This window comes from Pseudomonas sp. MF08831, assembly GCF_059862645.1.
This window is the reverse complement of the sequence record NZ_JCBCUX010000004.1, coordinates 181,792-197,513: the sequence shown is the minus strand read 5'-3', so window position 1 is coordinate 197,513 and position 15,722 is coordinate 181,792. Positions and strand designations below refer to the sequence as shown.

Here is a 15,722-nt window from a genome sequence, read left to right as displayed (position 1 = left end):
CCTATGATCGGTCGCCTGGTGGTGGTGGGTCTGGGATTGATCGGCGGCTCGTTTGCCAAAGGCCTGCGCGAAAGCGGGCTGTGTGGCGAAGTGGTCGGTGTGGACCTGGACCCGCAATCGCGCAAGTTGGCGGTTGAGTTGGGCGTGGTGGATCGCTGTGAAGCAGACCTGGCGCTGGCTTGCCAGGGGGCGGACGTGATCCAGCTCGCGGTGCCGATTCTGGCGATGGAGAAGCTGCTGGCCTTGCTGGCCGGCATGGACTTGGGGCAGGCGATTCTCACGGATGTCGGCAGTGCCAAAGGCAATGTGGTGCGCGCGGCGCAACGGGCGTTTGGCGGCATGCCGGCGCGGTTTGTACCGGGCCACCCGATTGCCGGTTCCGAGCAGAGTGGTGTCGAGGCGTCCAATGCGCAGTTGTTCCGTCGTCATAAAGTGATCCTGACGCCGCTTGAGCAAACCGACCCGGCAGCCTTGGCTGTGGTCGATCGCTTATGGCGCGAGCTGGGTGCCGATGTCGAGCACATGCAGGTCGAGCGTCACGACGAGGTGCTGGCGGCGACCAGTCATTTGCCGCATCTGCTGGCTTTTGGTCTGGTGGACTCGCTGGCTAAACGTAACGAAAATCTCGATATTTTCCGCTATGCCGCCGGTGGTTTCCGCGATTTCACGCGTATCGCCGGCAGTGATCCGGTGATGTGGCATGACATCTTCCTTGCCAATCGCGAGGCGGTGTTGCGCACCCTGGACACTTTCCGTAGCGACCTCGACGCCTTGCGCGACGCGGTCGATGCCGGGGATGGCCATCAATTATTGGGCGTGTTTACCCGTGCGCGGGTGGCGCGTGAACATTTCAGCAAAATTCTGGCGCGCCGGGCCTATATGGAAACTGCTGTGAACGCCGATGAGCAGACCTTCCTCGCCAGCCCGGGTGGTCGCTTGAGCGGACAGATTCGGGTGCCGGGCGACAAGTCGATCTCTCATCGCTCGATCATGCTCGGCTCATTGGCCGATGGCGTGACCGAGGTTGAGGGTTTCCTTGAGGGCGAAGATGCCCTGGCGACCTTGCAGGCGTTTCGCGACATGGGCGTGGTGATTGAGGGGCCACACCATGGGCGCGTGATCATCCATGGTGTTGGCCTGCATGGCTTGAAACCGGCACCGGGGCCGATCTACCTGGGCAACTCCGGAACATCGATGCGGCTGTTGTCCGGCTTGCTGGCGGCGCAGCGCTTTGACAGTGTGTTGACCGGCGATGCCTCGCTGTCCAAGCGCCCGATGAGCCGCGTGGCCAAGCCACTGCGCGAAATGGGCGCGGTGATTGAAACCGGGCCGGAAGGGCGCCCGCCGTTGACTATTCGTGGAGGTCGGGCATTGAAAGGTCTGACCTATACGCTGCCAATGGCCAGTGCACAGGTCAAATCCTGCCTGTTGCTGGCGGGTTTGTATGCCGAGGGTAAAACCTCGGTGACCGAGCCTGCGCCGACCCGTGACCACACCGAGCGCATGCTGCGCGGCTTCGGCTATCCGGTGCAGGTGCAGGGCGCTACGGTGTCGGTTGAGTCGGGCCATGCGTTGGCTGCCACGCATATTGAGGTGCCAGGGGACATTTCTTCTTCTGCATTCTTTCTGGTCGCGGCGTCGATTGCCGAAGGCTCCGAGCTGTTGCTGGAGCATGTGGGGATCAATCCGACACGGACCGGCGTGATCGATATCCTGCGGCTGATGGGCGCGGACATCACGCTGGAAAACCTGCGTGAGGTCGGCGGTGAGCCGGTCGCCGATCTGCGCGTGCGTGCTGCTGCGCTGAACGGCATCGAGATTCCTGAGGCGTTGGTGCCGCTGGCGATTGATGAGTTTCCGGTGTTGTTCATCGCGGCGGCCTGTGCTCGGGGCCGTACCGTGTTGCGCGGCGCTGCAGAGTTGCGCGTGAAGGAATCCGACCGTATCCAGGTAATGGCCGACGGTCTGCTGGCATTGGGCGTGAAGTGTGAACCGACACCTGATGGGATTATCATTGACGGTGGCCTGATAGGCGGCGGCGAGGTGCATTCCCATGGCGATCACCGGATTGCCATGGCCTTCAGTGTGGCGTCGCTGCGGGCGACAGCGCCGATTCGTATCCGTGACTGTGCCAATGTGGCTACATCTTTTCCGAACTTTCTTACACTGTGTGCCCATGTCGGCATTCGTGTTGCCCAAGAGGCTCAATTGTGAATATCAAAGCACCGGTGATTACCATCGACGGGCCAAGCGGCTCGGGCAAAGGCACGATTGCCGGCATTCTGGCCAAGCGCCTGGGCTGGTGCCTGCTGGATTCCGGCGCGCTGTACCGTTTGCTGGCCTTTGCCGCGCGTAACCACGGCGTCGACCTAACCAACGAAGAATCCCTGAAGCTGCTGGCGGCGCATCTTGATGTGCAGTTCGTCGGCGCGACGGAAGGTCATCCGCAACGCATCATCCTCGAAGGGGATGATGTGACCGATGATCTGCGTAACGAACAAGTTGGCTCCTGGGCCTCCCAGGTTGCCGCGCTGCCGGCCGTGCGGGACGCGCTGCTGCAGCGCCAGCGGGCGTTTCAGGAGCCGCCGGGCCTGGTCGCGGATGGTCGCGACATGGGCACCGTGGTGTTTCCAGATGCGCCGTTGAAGATTTTCCTGACCGCCAGCGCCGAAGAGCGGGCGCGCCGTCGTTACTTGCAGTTGAAGGGCAAAGTCGATGGTGTTAGTCTGTCGAGTCTGCTAGATGAGATCCGTGCACGCGATGAGCGTGATACCCAGCGTGCGGTAGCCCCGCTCAAGCCGGCGGCTGACGCCATACAGCTGGATTCCACGGAGTTATCCATCGAGCAGGTGCTGGAACGCATCTTGAGTGAAATCGCCATTCGCGATATCGCCGGGTGACCAAGAAGGCTGCAGGGGACCAGTCATAGTCCTGCGGTGCTTCTTTTAATTGAAACTGACCCACACCGTCTGGGGTGTGGAGATGGGCGTATTCTTCGCCCTTATCAACAGGAATTAAAATGAGCGAAAGCTTTGCGGAACTCTTTGAAGAAAGCCTAAAAACCCTGAACCTTCAGGCAGGCTCCATCATCACCGGTGTTATCGTTGATATCGATTACCAAGCTCGCTGGGTAACCGTTCACGCTGGTCTGAAGTCTGAAGCTCTGATCCCGCTGGAACAGTTCTACAACGATGCTGGTGACCTGACTATCAATGTCGGTGACGAAGTTCACGTTGCTCTGGACTCGGTTGAAGACGGTTTCGGTGAAACCAAGCTGTCCCGTGAAAAAGCCAAGCGCGCTGAATGCTGGATTGTTCTCGAAGCAGCCTTCGCAGCTGAAGAAGTGGTCAAGGGCGTTATCAACGGTAAGGTTAAAGGCGGCTTCACTGTCGACGTTAACGGCATCCGTGCGTTCCTGCCAGGTTCTTTGGTCGACGTTCGTCCAGTGCGCGACACCACGCACCTGGAAGGCAAAGAACTCGAATTCAAGGTCATCAAACTCGACCAGAAGCGCAACAACGTTGTCGTTTCCCGTCGCAGCGTCCTGGAAGCAGAGAACTCCGCCGAGCGTGAAGCTCTGCTGGAATCCCTGCAGGAAGGCCAACAAGTCAAAGGTATCGTCAAGAACCTCACCGATTACGGCGCATTCGTCGATCTGGGTGGCGTCGATGGCCTGCTGCACATTACCGACATGGCTTGGAAGCGTATCAAGCATCCTTCCGAAATCGTCAACGTTGGCGACGAGATCGATGTCAAGGTTCTGAAGTACGATCGTGAGCGTAACCGCGTTTCCCTGGGCTTGAAGCAGCTGGGCGAAGATCCATGGGTTGCTATCAAGGCTCGTTACCCAGAAAGCACCCGCGTAACCGCGCGTGTTACCAACCTGACCGACTACGGCTGCTTCGCAGAGCTGGAAGAAGGCGTGGAAGGCCTGGTACACGTTTCCGAAATGGACTGGACCAACAAAAACATCCACCCTTCGAAAGTCGTACAAGTCGGCGACGAAGTGGAAGTTATGGTTCTGGACATCGACGAAGAGCGTCGTCGTATCTCCCTGGGCATCAAGCAGTGCAAATCTAACCCATGGGAAGATTTCTCTGGCCAGTTCAACAAGGGCGATAAAATCTCCGGCACCATCAAGTCGATCACCGATTTCGGTATCTTCATTGGTCTGGACGGCGGCATCGACGGCCTGGTTCACCTGTCCGACATCTCCTGGAACGAAGTTGGCGAAGAAGCTGTTCGTCGTTTCAAGAAGGGCGACGAGCTGGACACCGTTATCCTGTCGGTTGACCCAGAGCGCGAGCGCATCTCCCTGGGTATCAAGCAACTGGAAAGCGATCCGTTCTCCGAGTACGTTCAAGAGAACGATAAAGGCGCAATCGTTAAAGGCACTGTGAAAGAAGTTGACGCTAAAGGCGCCATCATCACTCTGGCCGACGATATCGAAGCGACTCTGAAAGCCTCCGAAATCAGCCGTGACCGCGTTGAAGACGCACGTAACGTTCTGAAAGAAGGCCAGGAAGTAGAAGCCAAGATCATCAGCGTTGACCGCAAGAGCCGCGTAATCCAGCTCTCCATCAAGTCGAAAGACGAGATCGAAGAGAAAGAAGCCATTCAGAGCCTGCGCGACAAGCCAGCCTCTTCTGAGCCTTCTGCTGGTCCTACCACTCTGGGCGACCTGCTGCGTGCACAGATGGAAAAACAGAACTAAGTTCTGTCAGACCATAGAAAAAGGGCGACTTCGGTCGCCCTTTTTTGTGCCTGAAATTCGTTGAATCAATACTGAGAACCAAGGTGCGCTGCATAGTGTCAGAACTGGCTATAGTTTTATTAAAAGCACGGTTGTCAGTGATGTTGTTTCAATAAGGATTTGGATGAACAAGTTTATTTTAATCTTCGCCGTAGTCATGCTTGCCGGCTGCTCTACCACCAGCGCCAAAACTCATGTCAAGCGTGGTGTCAGCGGTATCGAGGTCGACTGTTCGGGCCTTGGTGGCAATTGGAGCAAGTGCGAGAAGCGCGCTGCCCGCGAGTGCAAGATGCAAGGCTATAAGGTCATCACCCGATCTAGCGATGCTAAGGACGAAGAGGGCGACTACCTGTTCGGCTGGAATCCCGCCGGCGCTGTAACTCGCACTATGCTGGTGATCTGTAATTGAGGCTCAAAGGCGCATGTTGCGGGTGTCTGCCTATGCAGCAGATAAGTTGTCGAGTGGGCTGTTCAAATTCATCAAGTCATGCTAAAACCTTTGAAGCGCTTTTCCTAGCTGCTTGAAAAAGAAGGGAAAAATATGACGAAGTCGGAGTTGATCGAACGAATTGTCACCCATCAAGGGCTGCTTTCATCCAAGGATGTAGAGCTGGCTATCAAGACTATGCTTGAGCAAATGTCCCAATGTTTGGCTACTGGGGATCGGATTGAGATCCGTGGTTTTGGCAGCTTCTCCTTGCATTACCGCGCACCGCGCGTCGGCCGTAACCCAAAAACCGGGCAGTCAGTCAGCCTTGATGGCAAGTTTGTGCCTCACTTCAAGCCAGGAAAGGAATTGCGGGACCGGGTGAACGAAGACGAAGAAGAAGGCGTCTGAGTCTTTTTGGGGTAGGAGAAATTTATGCGTGGAGCAAAGCGCGTTGTTTTTGTGCTGGTAGCGTTGATTGTTGCGCTAGTGATTTTAGGCTTTGTGCTGGAAAACCAGCAGAGCGTGGCCCTTTCATTCCTGGGCTGGACGACTGTACAGATGCCAGTGTCGGTATTTGTAGTAGTCGCGTTAATCATCGGGATGTTGATTGGTCCACTGCTAGGCGTTGGGTTGGCGCGTAGCCGGCGCCACAGGTCGATCTCGGCAGCGCGTGGTTAACAGTCTATCCTGATACCCAAGACGTGCGGTGAGGCCGTTGTTTAACAGCTAAAGCTCTAGCGCGTAGGCCTTCGACTGGAAGGTGACTGATGGCGGCGTCTGGATGTAATAGGGTTGGCCAGCGCGTTTTTAGCGCCGCAGTTGGATATCCAGAGGTTAGCCGTTCCAATGTTTCTTGTTTGAGTATTCAGGTGCCGCGCTCTGAGTGCTCGGATATGTACTACACGTATGTCTGACGTGTTAGGTGTTAGGTGTTAGGTGTTAGGTGTTAGATTTTAGATTCAGGCTAAGCGGGAAAATGCTGCTGAAAGATAGCGCGTAATGCGCCCTATTTGGTTGCAGCGCCAGGTTCGTAGATAGATTAACAACGTGTAAAATTGAAAATTTTTGTATACCCATCTTGCAAAACTGCCCTCTGCGCAGCTTCAACTCGTTTTACCTCAAAGCAAATATCTGTCATTAGTGTCTCGGATGGCAGCGTCCGCGGTCGCCCGTATTCCTTGTGATTACCTTCCAATACAACGCAAGTAGGGATTATTGCTCTGGAGCGATTAACCCTCCGCTTTGATCGAGCAGCGAACAAATCAGTAAACGTCTGGGGCGACGACTCAGTAAGGGCGCCGTTTGGCGTGCGTATTTTCTGTAGGCTCATTATGCGAAAGCTGTTGGAGGTCTTATATACTTAATATGTTAGCGAGCTATTTAATAGTTGCGCACTAATAGGGCGTGGCAGATTAGTATCATTTTGGGCAACCCTTTTAACGTTAGGCGCTTTTTCATCATTCAGTTTTGTTGAATTAGAGAATAGGCGCTGTATCATCAACGCCCCAGCGTCGATAACACATAGGCGCCCAGTTAAAGATGGAAAATTTCGCGGAGCCGATCAATCAAGCGTGACGCTTGGAGCGATCAGGCATCGCAGCCCGGATTTCCGATCCTAGTCGGATCAAAGAGGGCATGAATTTGCGGTGGCGCAGAGGCCTTCTGTGCCCTCACGCACCTAATAATGAAGCACCTACGTCAGGTATTTTTGATGATTCAATTTCTCGATCTAAAGTCATTGAACAACGCTCTCCGTGAAGAGCTCGTTGAGGCGGCTACACGTGTCATCGACTCGGGCTGGTACATTCAAGGTGAGTTTCTCAAGCGCTTCGAGGAAGAGTTTTCCATTTATACCGGTGCCAGCCACACCGTCGGCGTTGCCAACGGCCTTGATGCTTTGACACTGACCATTCGTGCCTGGAAAGAGCTGGGCAAGCTCAAGGACGGCGATGAAGTCATCGTTCCGGCCAACACCTACATCGCAACGCTGCTGGCTGTGACGGAAAACAACCTGAAACCGGTTTTGGTCGAGCCTGACGAAAATACCTACAATCTTTGTCCTGAGAAGGTCGAGCGTGCGCTGACGGCGAAAACTCGATTGATCCTGCCGGTCCATCTCTATGGGCAACTGGCCGATATGCGCGCGATCAATAGGATTGCCGAGCGTGACAATCTACTGGTACTCGAGGACTGTGCCCAGGCGCATGGTGCGCAGATCGACGGCAGAAGTGCTGGTAACTGGGGTGACGCGTCCGGGTTCAGTTTCTACCCAGGTAAAAACCTGGGGGCGTTGGGTGACGCAGGCGCCATCACGTCTAACGATGCTGAGTTAGTCAGCATGATTCAGGCTCTGCGAAATTACGGTTCACACGAAAAATATAAGAATTTGGTGCAAGGCGTAAATAGCCGCCTGGATGAGATTCAGGCCGCAATGTTGAGCGTCAAGCTCAAGTACCTGCAGGCACAGACCGAGGCTCGGCGGCGTGTGGCAAGCCTTTATATGAATGGCATTAAAAATCCCTTGATTAAACTGCCCTTGGGCAGCGACGTCGATGTAATGAAGCATTTTTCTCACGTCTGGCACCTGTTCGTGGTGCGCTCCGAGGTGCGGGAAAAACTGGTACATCATCTCAACGCGTCGGGTATTCAAACATTAATTCACTATCCGATTCCGCCTCATCAGCAGCAGGCCTATGCAAGCGCCGAGTTTTATAATAAATCGCTTCCTACCACAGAGCGCATTCATCGCGAAGTATTGAGCTTGCCGATGAGCCCGATCATGACCGATTCAGAAGTCCAAAGTGTCGTTGAGGCGTGTAACGCTTTCTCTGTAGACGCCTGAATATGACGCTGCTCAGAACAAGCTTCCTCAACGGTATTGCGGTCGTTATCAAGATGCTCACCTTGCTGGGCATCAATAAAATGTTGGCCATCTATGTAGGCCCGTCGGGCTACGCTGCCCTGGGGCAGTTTCAGAACGCCGTGCAAATGGTAACGACGTTCTCGACAGGAGCCATCAGTACTGGCGTCACGAAGTACACGGCTGAATATCAAAACGATGAAGATGCGCAGCGCCGGGTTTGGCGCACGGCGGGCACAATTGCCTGTATGGGATCTGTATTGACATCGGTGCTTATCGTTATATTCAGCAAGCCGTTGGCTGTGTGGTGTTTTAATGATGAGGCCTTGTACAGCGTATTTATCTGGTGTGCGGCCACCGTCATATTCTTTTCATTCAATACATTATTGCTTGCGATCCTTAATGGTAAAAAGGAAATTAATCGATACATACTGGCTAATATCGGTGGAAGCCTCCTTTCTTTACTAGTCATTATCATTATGGTGAGACAGTTTGGTCTATATGGTGCGCTGATTTCATTGGTGCTGTATCAGTCTATCGCCTTCCTCGTGACATGCCTGCTGTGTTACAAAACAGAATGGTTCCGATTTTCCAATCTACTCGGAAAGTTAGACAGGCAAATTGCGATAAACCTGACAAAGTTTACCGCCATGGCGCTCACGACTGCTGCATGCGTGCCCGTTAGCCATATTTTGGTGCGTAATTATCTAGGTGCGGAGTTTGGCTGGGAAACCGCTGGGTATTGGGAAGCCATGTGGCGTCTGAGTACCGCTTATCTTCTATTAGTGACAACAACGCTGGGCTTGTATTTTTTACCCAAGTTGTCAGAGCTTATCAACCCGCTGGATATCAAGAGAGAGATTCTTCAAGGTTATAAACTGATTCTTCCTGTGGCGATGGTGTGCGGAGTAGTGATCTACAGCTTGAGGGATTTTATTATCGGCTTACTGTTTACCCAGGCGTTCAGTCCGATGCGGGATTTTTTCGCATGGCAGATGCTGGGAGACACGCTTAAAATTGCCAGCTGGATTCTTGCTTACCTGATGTTGGGTAAGGCAATGGTTAAAATGTATATTCTTACAGAGGTATTTTTTGCACTCAGTTTTTACGTGCTTACGGTGTTGCTGACCAAGGTGGGCGGTCCGGTGGGTGTGACATGGGCTCACGCAGCTAATTACGGTATGTACTTGATAGTCATGTACTTTCTTATTTATAGAAAGTTGAATAAAAATAACGCAGGATGAGGATGTGTTGCCCATGAGTCGCTTGCTATCTTCAATCCGCAATTTGATTCTGATGCAAACAGACGTCAACAAGAGCGTCGATTTAGCGGAAGTGTATGGAGCGATACTGTGGGCGGCCGATAAAGGTATTTATGACGACCCCGAACTGGAAGAAATATTAACTGCTCGATGCATGAGTATGCTCTCAGTGGACGAAATTCACTCGCCGTTGAAGGATTGTATTCATCTGATCTCGGAGCCCTATCTGATTGGCGGGCACACGCGGCTGATGGAGCAACTTTCGACAATGCATGCGGAAAAGCCTGCTCTGCTGATAACGCGTAAAAGTGCCCAGAGTGCGATCGAACGAACTCAAGGTTTTTTTTCCGAAAGCACCCTGACCAGTGCTTCCACACCCCTCGAGAAAATTGCTGAGATTATTCAGTGCCTCAAACCGTATAAAAGAGTGGTGATGCATATTCACCCAGATGATATGGTTTCTGTCATCGCATGCAAGATTCTAAAGACTGTCAGCACGGCGAAGATCTATTTTGTAAATCATGCTGATCATGTGTTTACTTACGGCAGCTCGGTGGCAGATGTCTACTTTGAACTAAGCACGTTTGGCCGTCGTCGAGACCTGAAAAAAACGATCTCTGGAAGTAAGTCTTTTCTAGGGATTCCATTGACAAGCAAGTTGGTACCAAAGCATCACAGCCTACCCAATAAAAATAGCACGTTAAATTTTTTCAGTGCGGCGTCGCCCTTCAAGTTCAAACCGGTCAAAGGCTATGATCTTAGGCCCGCCATACGCAAGGTGCTGACTGAGTTTAAACATTCAACCTTCTGGATCGTCGGTGCCAACCCGCTTACCAATACGTGGTGGTGGCCATTAAAGTTGCGATACTGGAACAGGTTTAAAGTGGTTTCCGCGCTGCCATACGAAAGCTACCTGGCACTCTTGGAGCGTGCAGATTTTTACGTCGACAGTTATCCAACGCCGGGTGGGACTGCCTTCGCGGAGCAACTTTTCAATGGGCGCCGTTGTGTCGGGTTACGCGCGCCTATACAAGGTTATTCACCCGCCGATAATTTGAAGAGTGAAAGTGTAGAGGGGTTTATTAACAGTGTTTTTCAGGGGGGTAATGATAGAGCTGTCATTGCGTCAGTGCTGGCTGTTAATGGGTATGAGGCAGTTAAGTCACGGTATCTGGCTTGTCTCTACGAAGATATTATGTGCGCCAATGAGATGGAGAAGCACGTGGCGTGGACGGGGGATATTAGCGTCTACGAGCAGCCGGGAAAAATAACCTCGGCAATTCCGCCGGAGGTCGTTTCCAGATTAATTGAATTTGATAAAAAATTTATGCGTGTTCTGTTTCTCGAGCTCAGCGCCACGCAGAAAATTAAAGTAGCCCTTAAACTTGCACGTTTGAAAATCAGCGAGCTTCTCTCTAAAAAAAGCCGGTCGGGTAAAGCATGAGGGCATTAGCGTTACGCTTACTTCTAATAATGCTCATACTCTCGGACTATGTCATTTTAACGCTCCACGCCCCCAGTGCCGTTGGAGCCTGGCGCGAAGGGCTTGTACTGGCGTATGTGCTTCTGACCGGGTTAATCACATTTTTCCAAATCGGAACACGTTATACAATTCCCGAGCGGTATAAAGAACAGCTGTTGATTATTCTGTTTTTTATAATATTTTATTGTATCTGCGGCGAGCTTTCCGAAGCATCATTTCGGATGTTCCGGTCGTTTGCTATGCCGATCCTCTTTGCCCTCATGATCAATGCGGTGTGCCTGGGTCTGGCGCTAGAAACGAAGTTGCGTATTATATTTTCAACACTCGTCGTAATGACGTTTGTCTCAGGCGGTTATGCCATTTATCAATACCTGACAATCAGCGATCCGGAACAATTCTGGTATTGGCCGCTATTGTCCGAGAAAGGTTTCGAATTGGAGACTTATAATTCCATGAGAGACGGAAATCCGAGAATGTCGGGTTTCTTTACGGGCACCCTTGAGTTTGCGGCCTTTAATTTGAACACCACGCTCTTTGCGTGTTGTCTGCTTGTGCAAGCCTTTAGGGAGAAGACCTATGACCGACGCTTTTTCCTGTATCTGTTGGTGGCCATTTTTTCCACTGCGCTGATTATTTATGGTTCGGTGAGGACGGCAGCTATCGGTATGGTTTCAGCTGTGTTTTTCCTGGCAGTGTTACAGTTATTACGTCGAAGTTTTTTTATCGGCTTTCTCGGATATAGTTATTTTATCTGCGTGACGGGCTCTATTTTTCTATACCTTGCACTGGGATATACGGAAGATCTTTCTGCCCTTGACCGGGTTCGGCAGTGGTTGGTGGTGCTTGAATCACTCAATAGAATGCCACTGGGTCTGGGTTTCGGTGCTATTGGACCAGGTCAACTATATTGGTTTGATTCACTGTGGTTGAATCTGCTGGCGTCCTCTGGGTATCTGGGCGTCGCTTTGATGCTCGGTCTGATCTGTTTCTACAGCAGGATTGTCATCGCTACCCAACAGCTGCGTATTGGGGGTAATGTATTTATGAGGGGGGTGGCTGATTATATGGTGATCAGTTACCCGTTTTTCCTGAGCAGCTTTTTCTTTCAGTCATATACGAATAGTGTAGTACTGTACCTTTTTGCGTCGATCGCAGTGGTGGTGGTGTATGAGTCGAAATATCGTGCAAGCTAAAATTTCGATATTGATCGTTCTTTATAAAAGGCATTATAGAGAATCTGCTGCCATCACGACGTTATTGAGTAATGTCGCACTTTTTCGTGCGCAAGGTATCGACGTTGAATTTTTTATATGGAATAACACGCCTGAATGCTCTCCGGCGTTATCGGCTGAGAATTTGACGTGGCTTGAAGGTAATAATGACGGTTTAGCTTACATTTATAATCGCGTTGCAGATTTGGCGTTTGCAGGGCGGGCGACGCATTTCATGATCTCGGATGACGATACGGATTACTCAAGCCAGAATTACGTAGAGGCGATTTCCGGCGCACTTGAATTCGAAGCCACTTCAGCAGTTGATTTGTTTGGCGTCATGGTGCCAAAAGTTTACTCAAGAGAAAAATTGGTAAGTCCGGGATTACGCTTCTGGTTCTTCGGCCGATTATCCGACGACGTTGACAGTGGCATAAACTCATCGCGTAATAAACTAGCTATCAATAGTGGTGTAATTTTCAATAAGTTTTGTTATGAGAAAATGTCACCGCTGTTTGATGAGCGTCTTAAGTTTTATGCGACGGATACCGCATTCTTTGTAAAGTATGAATCCTTTTATCCTCATTTTTATGTGTTGGACACGTGTTTGCAGCACGACCTTTCCGAACATACATCGGACAGCGCCGAACGAGCCATTTTTCGCTTCCAGGAAATGATCTTGGGCTTACGCGTCATCTTCGAGCATAAGGGATACCTCTTTCATGGCCTTATGGAGGTGTATCTGCTCGTCTCCTCGTTAAGAAAAAGCCTCTCCTATAAAAACGCAGGATTTTTCCGTTCCTATTGCACGTCGTTTAAAGGAAAAAATAATGCTGATAGAATTAGTTGAATTTCTTTCTTTAAAAGTGAGAAAACGTGGCATCAAAATTGATAAGCGCATTTCTGATGCCTATCTGTTGAATCTCGTTTTGTCAAAAGTGGTAATGGCGATAAACGGGTTTTTAAAGTTTAGAAGGTTGTCAGTTATTCTTGTAGGAAAGGGCGTTACTCTAAAAGCCAGATCGATGATCACTACAGGTAAAGGCTTGGTTATTGATGATGGATGCTTTATCGACGCATTGGCGGTCAAGGGTATTGTCTTCGGGCGGGGGGTTTCCTTAAAGAAAAATGTGACAATCGAGTGTACGGGTAGTTTGACTAAATTAGGCGAAGGGCTCTCGGTAGGTAACGATGTGGGCATTGGCAGCGGTAGTTTTTTAGGCTGCGCCGGTGGCGTTACTATAGGAAGTGACACAATCATCGGGAATTATGTTTCGTTTCATTCGGAGAATCACAATTTTTCCGACCCCGCAATACCGATTCGTCTTCAGGGCGTTAACAATGAAGGGATCCACATCGGCAATAATTGTTGGATAGGGGCTAAAGTGACTGTTCTGGATGGTGTTGTTCTTGAGGACGGATGCGTTGTAGCCGCAGGAGCAGTCTTGAAGGCGGGGCGATACACTGCTAACTCCATATACGCAGGCGTTCCGGCAAAGCGCATAAAAGAACGCAGCTAAAGGATTTGCAGTGAAAAAAATTATATTTTTCCATTTGTTGAATGACTACAGCGGGAGCCCTAAGGTTCTTTTGCAGGTTATTGAGGCAGTGGCAAAGAAAGGCTTTGAGGCCGAATTATATGTGGGAGGGGGCGCTGAAGGCGGTTTTCTCTCTTCGGCGCCATGCGTGCAAAAACGCTATTTTTATAAGAGATTTGAAAATAAATATTTGACGCTGTTGAGCTATAGTCTTTCGCAGCTGATTCTGTTTATAAAATTATTACGCTATCGTCACGCCTCTGCGATTTTCTATGTCAATACGTTACTTCCCTTCGGCGCGGCGCTAGCAGGGAGAGTGCTCGGCATCCAGGTTATTTATCATATTCATGAAACGTCAATCCGCCCTAGACCCCTGAAGCTGTTTCTGCGGTGGACGGTTGAAAGGTGCTCCAGCAAAAATATTTTCGTCTCGCGCTTTCTAGCCAAGGCTGAGTCTTTTACGAACATAGAAAGTCGTGTGATTTATAATTCGATTCCTCAGGACATGGTCAGTAGTGGTGCGAATCACGTATATCCTTACGCGTCGAGTAATAAATTCAATGTGCTGATGATCTGCTCCTTAAAAGCTTACAAAGGTGTGAATGAATTCGTACGTATTGCTGATCTGTTAAGCGGTCAACAGGATATCGAATTTAACTTGGTGCTCGGTGCCAGTGATTCTGAGGTGGATGATTTTTTTTCGTCCGTCACGGTGCCTGATAACTTGACCATTATTTCCCGGTGCAAGGATGTGATTCCTTATTATCAGAGGGCGAGTGTTTTACTGAGCCTTTCGAAGCCGGAAGAGTGGGTGGAGACGTTTGGCTTGACGATTCTCGAGGCGCTTTCGTTTGGTGTACCTTGTATTGTTCCTCCGGTAGGTGGGCCTGTCGAACTGGTGTCGGAGGACAAGGAAGGTTATCTCATTGATTCAAACCGTGTGGAGGACATCGCCGCCAAACTGGCGTTTCTCCATAAAAGTCCTGAGGTGTGCTTTCGCTTGTCTGAGGCTGCAAGAGTGAAGTCACTTAGTTTCTCAGTTGATAACTTTGAAAGTGATGTGATTGAGGTGTTTAATGGGGTTTAAAATAGCAGTGATCGGCACGGTCGGTCTCCCAGCCCAGTATGGTGGGTGGGAAACGTTATCGGAGCAATTGGTCACTTACCTTGACCGAGAATATGGGATCTCGGTCTATTGCAGCGCACGGTCATATTCAACTCGGCCTGCAAAGTATCGCAATGCCGACTTGATTTACCTTCCGTTGAAAGCTAACGGCGTGCAAAGTATTCCTTATGATATTGTCAGTATGCTGCATGCCTACCGAAAGAATGATATTTTGGTGGTGCTGGGTGTGTCGGGTTGTATTGCGCTTCCTTTTTTAAAGCTGCTTACCAAGAAAAAGATTGTAGTCAATATCGACGGCTACGAGTGGAAACGCGCTAAGTGGTCAGTGCTGGCGAAGAAATTCCTGAAGTTCTCAGAAGCCATGGCAGTTAAATACGCCGATGCTATTGTTACCGATAATAAAGTGCTTCAAGACTATGTCCGCGATGAGTACTCACGTGAAAGTACTCTTATTGCCTACGGTGGCGATCAGGCGGCTACCAGTGCACTGGGAGAGGCGGACTTTGAGCATTATCCATTCCTTCGTAAGCCTTACGCGTTCTCAGTCTGTAGGATCGAGCCGGAGAATAATATTCATATTATTCTCGAGGCCTTCAGTACGGGTAGCTTGCCGTTGGTGATTGTGGGGAATTGGAAACAAAGCGAATACGGTGTAGCCCTGCAGGATAAATACGCGAGCGTCGGGCATCTTCACTTATTGGATCCTATCTACAAGAGTGAGGAACTGAGCCCGTTGCGCAGTAACGCGACCGTCTACATTCACGGTCATAGTGCGGGTGGCACCAACCCGTCCCTGGTGGAGGCCATGTGGCTGAGTTTGCCTGTGATTGCATTCGACGTATCTTTCAATCGTGCGTCTACTGAGGACGGTGCAAAGTTTTTTTCGTCCAGCCGGGCACTTGTCGATTGCGCGTCACGTCTTTTTGCCAATGAAACCGAGCGCGCTGAGCTGGGTGGAAAAATGCATGAGATTGCGGTGCGTCGTTATCGTTGGGAAGGTGTCTCTTCTCAATACGACAAATTATTCAAAACGCTTCTTTCATCTGAGAGGACTTAACA

14 protein-coding genes are annotated in these 15,722 nt (G+C 50.8%); all 14 read left to right on the top strand.

Features of this window, described 5'->3' with window-relative positions; all coding sequences use genetic code 11:
* The first annotated feature begins 3 nt into the window (after nt 1–3).
* The 14 genes from AC19YS_RS09955 (at nt 4) to AC19YS_RS09890 (ending at nt 15,720) form a co-directional block, all read left to right on the top strand.
* Nucleotides 4–2,214, top strand: a complete 2,211-nt coding sequence (locus AC19YS_RS09955; protein ID WP_500601758.1) for a bifunctional prephenate dehydrogenase/3-phosphoshikimate 1-carboxyvinyltransferase — start codon at nt 4–6, stop codon at nt 2,212–2,214.
* Nucleotides 2,211–2,900 (top strand): (d)CMP kinase, encoded by a 690-nt coding sequence (cmk, locus tag AC19YS_RS09950; protein WP_016971485.1) that lies wholly within the window; start codon nt 2,211–2,213, stop codon nt 2,898–2,900. The genes AC19YS_RS09955 and cmk overlap by 4 nt, the downstream gene beginning before the upstream one ends.
* 119 nt (nt 2,901–3,019) lie before the next feature.
* Complete coding sequence (rpsA, locus tag AC19YS_RS09945) at nt 3,020–4,714, top strand: 30S ribosomal protein S1 (RefSeq protein WP_064451489.1); 1,695 nt, start codon at nt 3,020–3,022, stop codon at nt 4,712–4,714.
* A 163-nt stretch (nt 4,715–4,877) separates the two neighbouring features.
* Nucleotides 4,878–5,162, top strand: coding sequence for a hypothetical protein (locus AC19YS_RS09940; protein ID WP_106576869.1), 285 nt, complete (start codon nt 4,878–4,880; stop codon nt 5,160–5,162).
* A gap of 132 nt (nt 5,163–5,294) precedes the next feature.
* Nucleotides 5,295–5,591, top strand: coding sequence for an integration host factor subunit beta (ihfB, locus tag AC19YS_RS09935; RefSeq protein ID WP_003218804.1), 297 nt, complete (start codon nt 5,295–5,297; stop codon nt 5,589–5,591).
* Between the two features lie 24 nt (nt 5,592–5,615).
* The gene (locus AC19YS_RS09930; RefSeq protein ID WP_106576868.1) at nt 5,616–5,861 is read left to right on the top strand and encodes a lipopolysaccharide assembly protein LapA domain-containing protein; all 246 of its coding nucleotides are present in this window, start codon (nt 5,616–5,618) and stop codon (nt 5,859–5,861) included.
* A 1,033-nt stretch (nt 5,862–6,894) separates the two neighbouring features.
* The gene (locus AC19YS_RS09925) at nt 6,895–8,025 is read left to right on the top strand and encodes a DegT/DnrJ/EryC1/StrS family aminotransferase (RefSeq protein ID WP_500601593.1); all 1,131 of its coding nucleotides are present in this window, start codon (nt 6,895–6,897) and stop codon (nt 8,023–8,025) included.
* Between the two features lie 2 nt (nt 8,026–8,027).
* A complete protein-coding gene (locus tag AC19YS_RS09920; RefSeq protein ID WP_500601592.1) occupies nt 8,028–9,287 on the top strand; it encodes an O-antigen translocase in 1,260 nt (419 codons plus the stop codon).
* Nucleotides 9,288–9,300: 13 nt separating this feature from the next.
* On the top strand, nt 9,301–10,749 hold the full coding sequence (locus tag AC19YS_RS09915) for a hypothetical protein (protein WP_500601591.1): 1,449 nt from the start codon (nt 9,301–9,303) through the stop codon (nt 10,747–10,749).
* On the top strand, nt 10,746–11,981 hold the full coding sequence (locus AC19YS_RS09910; RefSeq protein WP_500601590.1) for a hypothetical protein: 1,236 nt from the start codon (nt 10,746–10,748) through the stop codon (nt 11,979–11,981). The genes AC19YS_RS09915 and AC19YS_RS09910 overlap by 4 nt, the downstream gene beginning before the upstream one ends.
* Nucleotides 11,956–12,849: a glycosyltransferase family protein gene (locus AC19YS_RS09905; RefSeq protein ID WP_500601589.1), complete on the top strand. Its 894-nt coding sequence runs from the start codon at nt 11,956–11,958 to the stop codon at nt 12,847–12,849. The genes AC19YS_RS09910 and AC19YS_RS09905 overlap by 26 nt, the downstream gene beginning before the upstream one ends.
* Complete coding sequence (locus tag AC19YS_RS09900; protein ID WP_200623138.1) at nt 12,830–13,519, top strand: acyltransferase; 690 nt, start codon at nt 12,830–12,832, stop codon at nt 13,517–13,519. The genes AC19YS_RS09905 and AC19YS_RS09900 overlap by 20 nt, the downstream gene beginning before the upstream one ends.
* Nucleotides 13,520–13,529: 10 nt before the next feature.
* Nucleotides 13,530–14,624 (top strand): glycosyltransferase family 4 protein, encoded by a 1,095-nt coding sequence (locus AC19YS_RS09895; RefSeq protein WP_500601588.1) that lies wholly within the window; start codon nt 13,530–13,532, stop codon nt 14,622–14,624.
* Nucleotides 14,614–15,720, top strand: a complete 1,107-nt coding sequence (locus AC19YS_RS09890; RefSeq protein ID WP_500601586.1) for a DUF1972 domain-containing protein — start codon at nt 14,614–14,616, stop codon at nt 15,718–15,720. The genes AC19YS_RS09895 and AC19YS_RS09890 overlap by 11 nt, the downstream gene beginning before the upstream one ends.
* Nucleotides 15,721–15,722 lie beyond the last annotated feature (2 nt).

What these genes read in the sequence shown, in the direction of transcription:
- AC19YS_RS09890 (WP_500601586.1), top strand. Translation starts at nt 14,614, where the DNA reads ATGGGGTTTAAAATAGCAGTGATCGGCACGGTCGGTCTCCCAGCCCAG.
- AC19YS_RS09940 (WP_106576869.1), top strand. Translation starts at nt 4,878, where the DNA reads ATGAACAAGTTTATTTTAATCTTCGCCGTAGTCATGCTTGCCGGCTGC.
- AC19YS_RS09900 (WP_200623138.1), top strand. Translation starts at nt 12,830, where the DNA reads ATGCTGATAGAATTAGTTGAATTTCTTTCTTTAAAAGTGAGAAAACGT.
- rpsA (WP_064451489.1), top strand. Translation starts at nt 3,020, where the DNA reads ATGAGCGAAAGCTTTGCGGAACTCTTTGAAGAAAGCCTAAAAACCCTG.
- AC19YS_RS09930 (WP_106576868.1), top strand. Translation starts at nt 5,616, where the DNA reads ATGCGTGGAGCAAAGCGCGTTGTTTTTGTGCTGGTAGCGTTGATTGTT.
- AC19YS_RS09920 (WP_500601592.1), top strand. Translation starts at nt 8,028, where the DNA reads ATGACGCTGCTCAGAACAAGCTTCCTCAACGGTATTGCGGTCGTTATC.
- AC19YS_RS09915 (WP_500601591.1), top strand. Translation starts at nt 9,301, where the DNA reads ATGAGTCGCTTGCTATCTTCAATCCGCAATTTGATTCTGATGCAAACA.
- ihfB (WP_003218804.1), top strand. Translation starts at nt 5,295, where the DNA reads ATGACGAAGTCGGAGTTGATCGAACGAATTGTCACCCATCAAGGGCTG.
- AC19YS_RS09955 (WP_500601758.1), top strand. Translation starts at nt 4, where the DNA reads ATGATCGGTCGCCTGGTGGTGGTGGGTCTGGGATTGATCGGCGGCTCG.
- AC19YS_RS09905 (WP_500601589.1), top strand. Translation starts at nt 11,956, where the DNA reads ATGAGTCGAAATATCGTGCAAGCTAAAATTTCGATATTGATCGTTCTT.
- AC19YS_RS09910 (WP_500601590.1), top strand. Translation starts at nt 10,746, where the DNA reads ATGAGGGCATTAGCGTTACGCTTACTTCTAATAATGCTCATACTCTCG.
- AC19YS_RS09925 (WP_500601593.1), top strand. Translation starts at nt 6,895, where the DNA reads ATGATTCAATTTCTCGATCTAAAGTCATTGAACAACGCTCTCCGTGAA.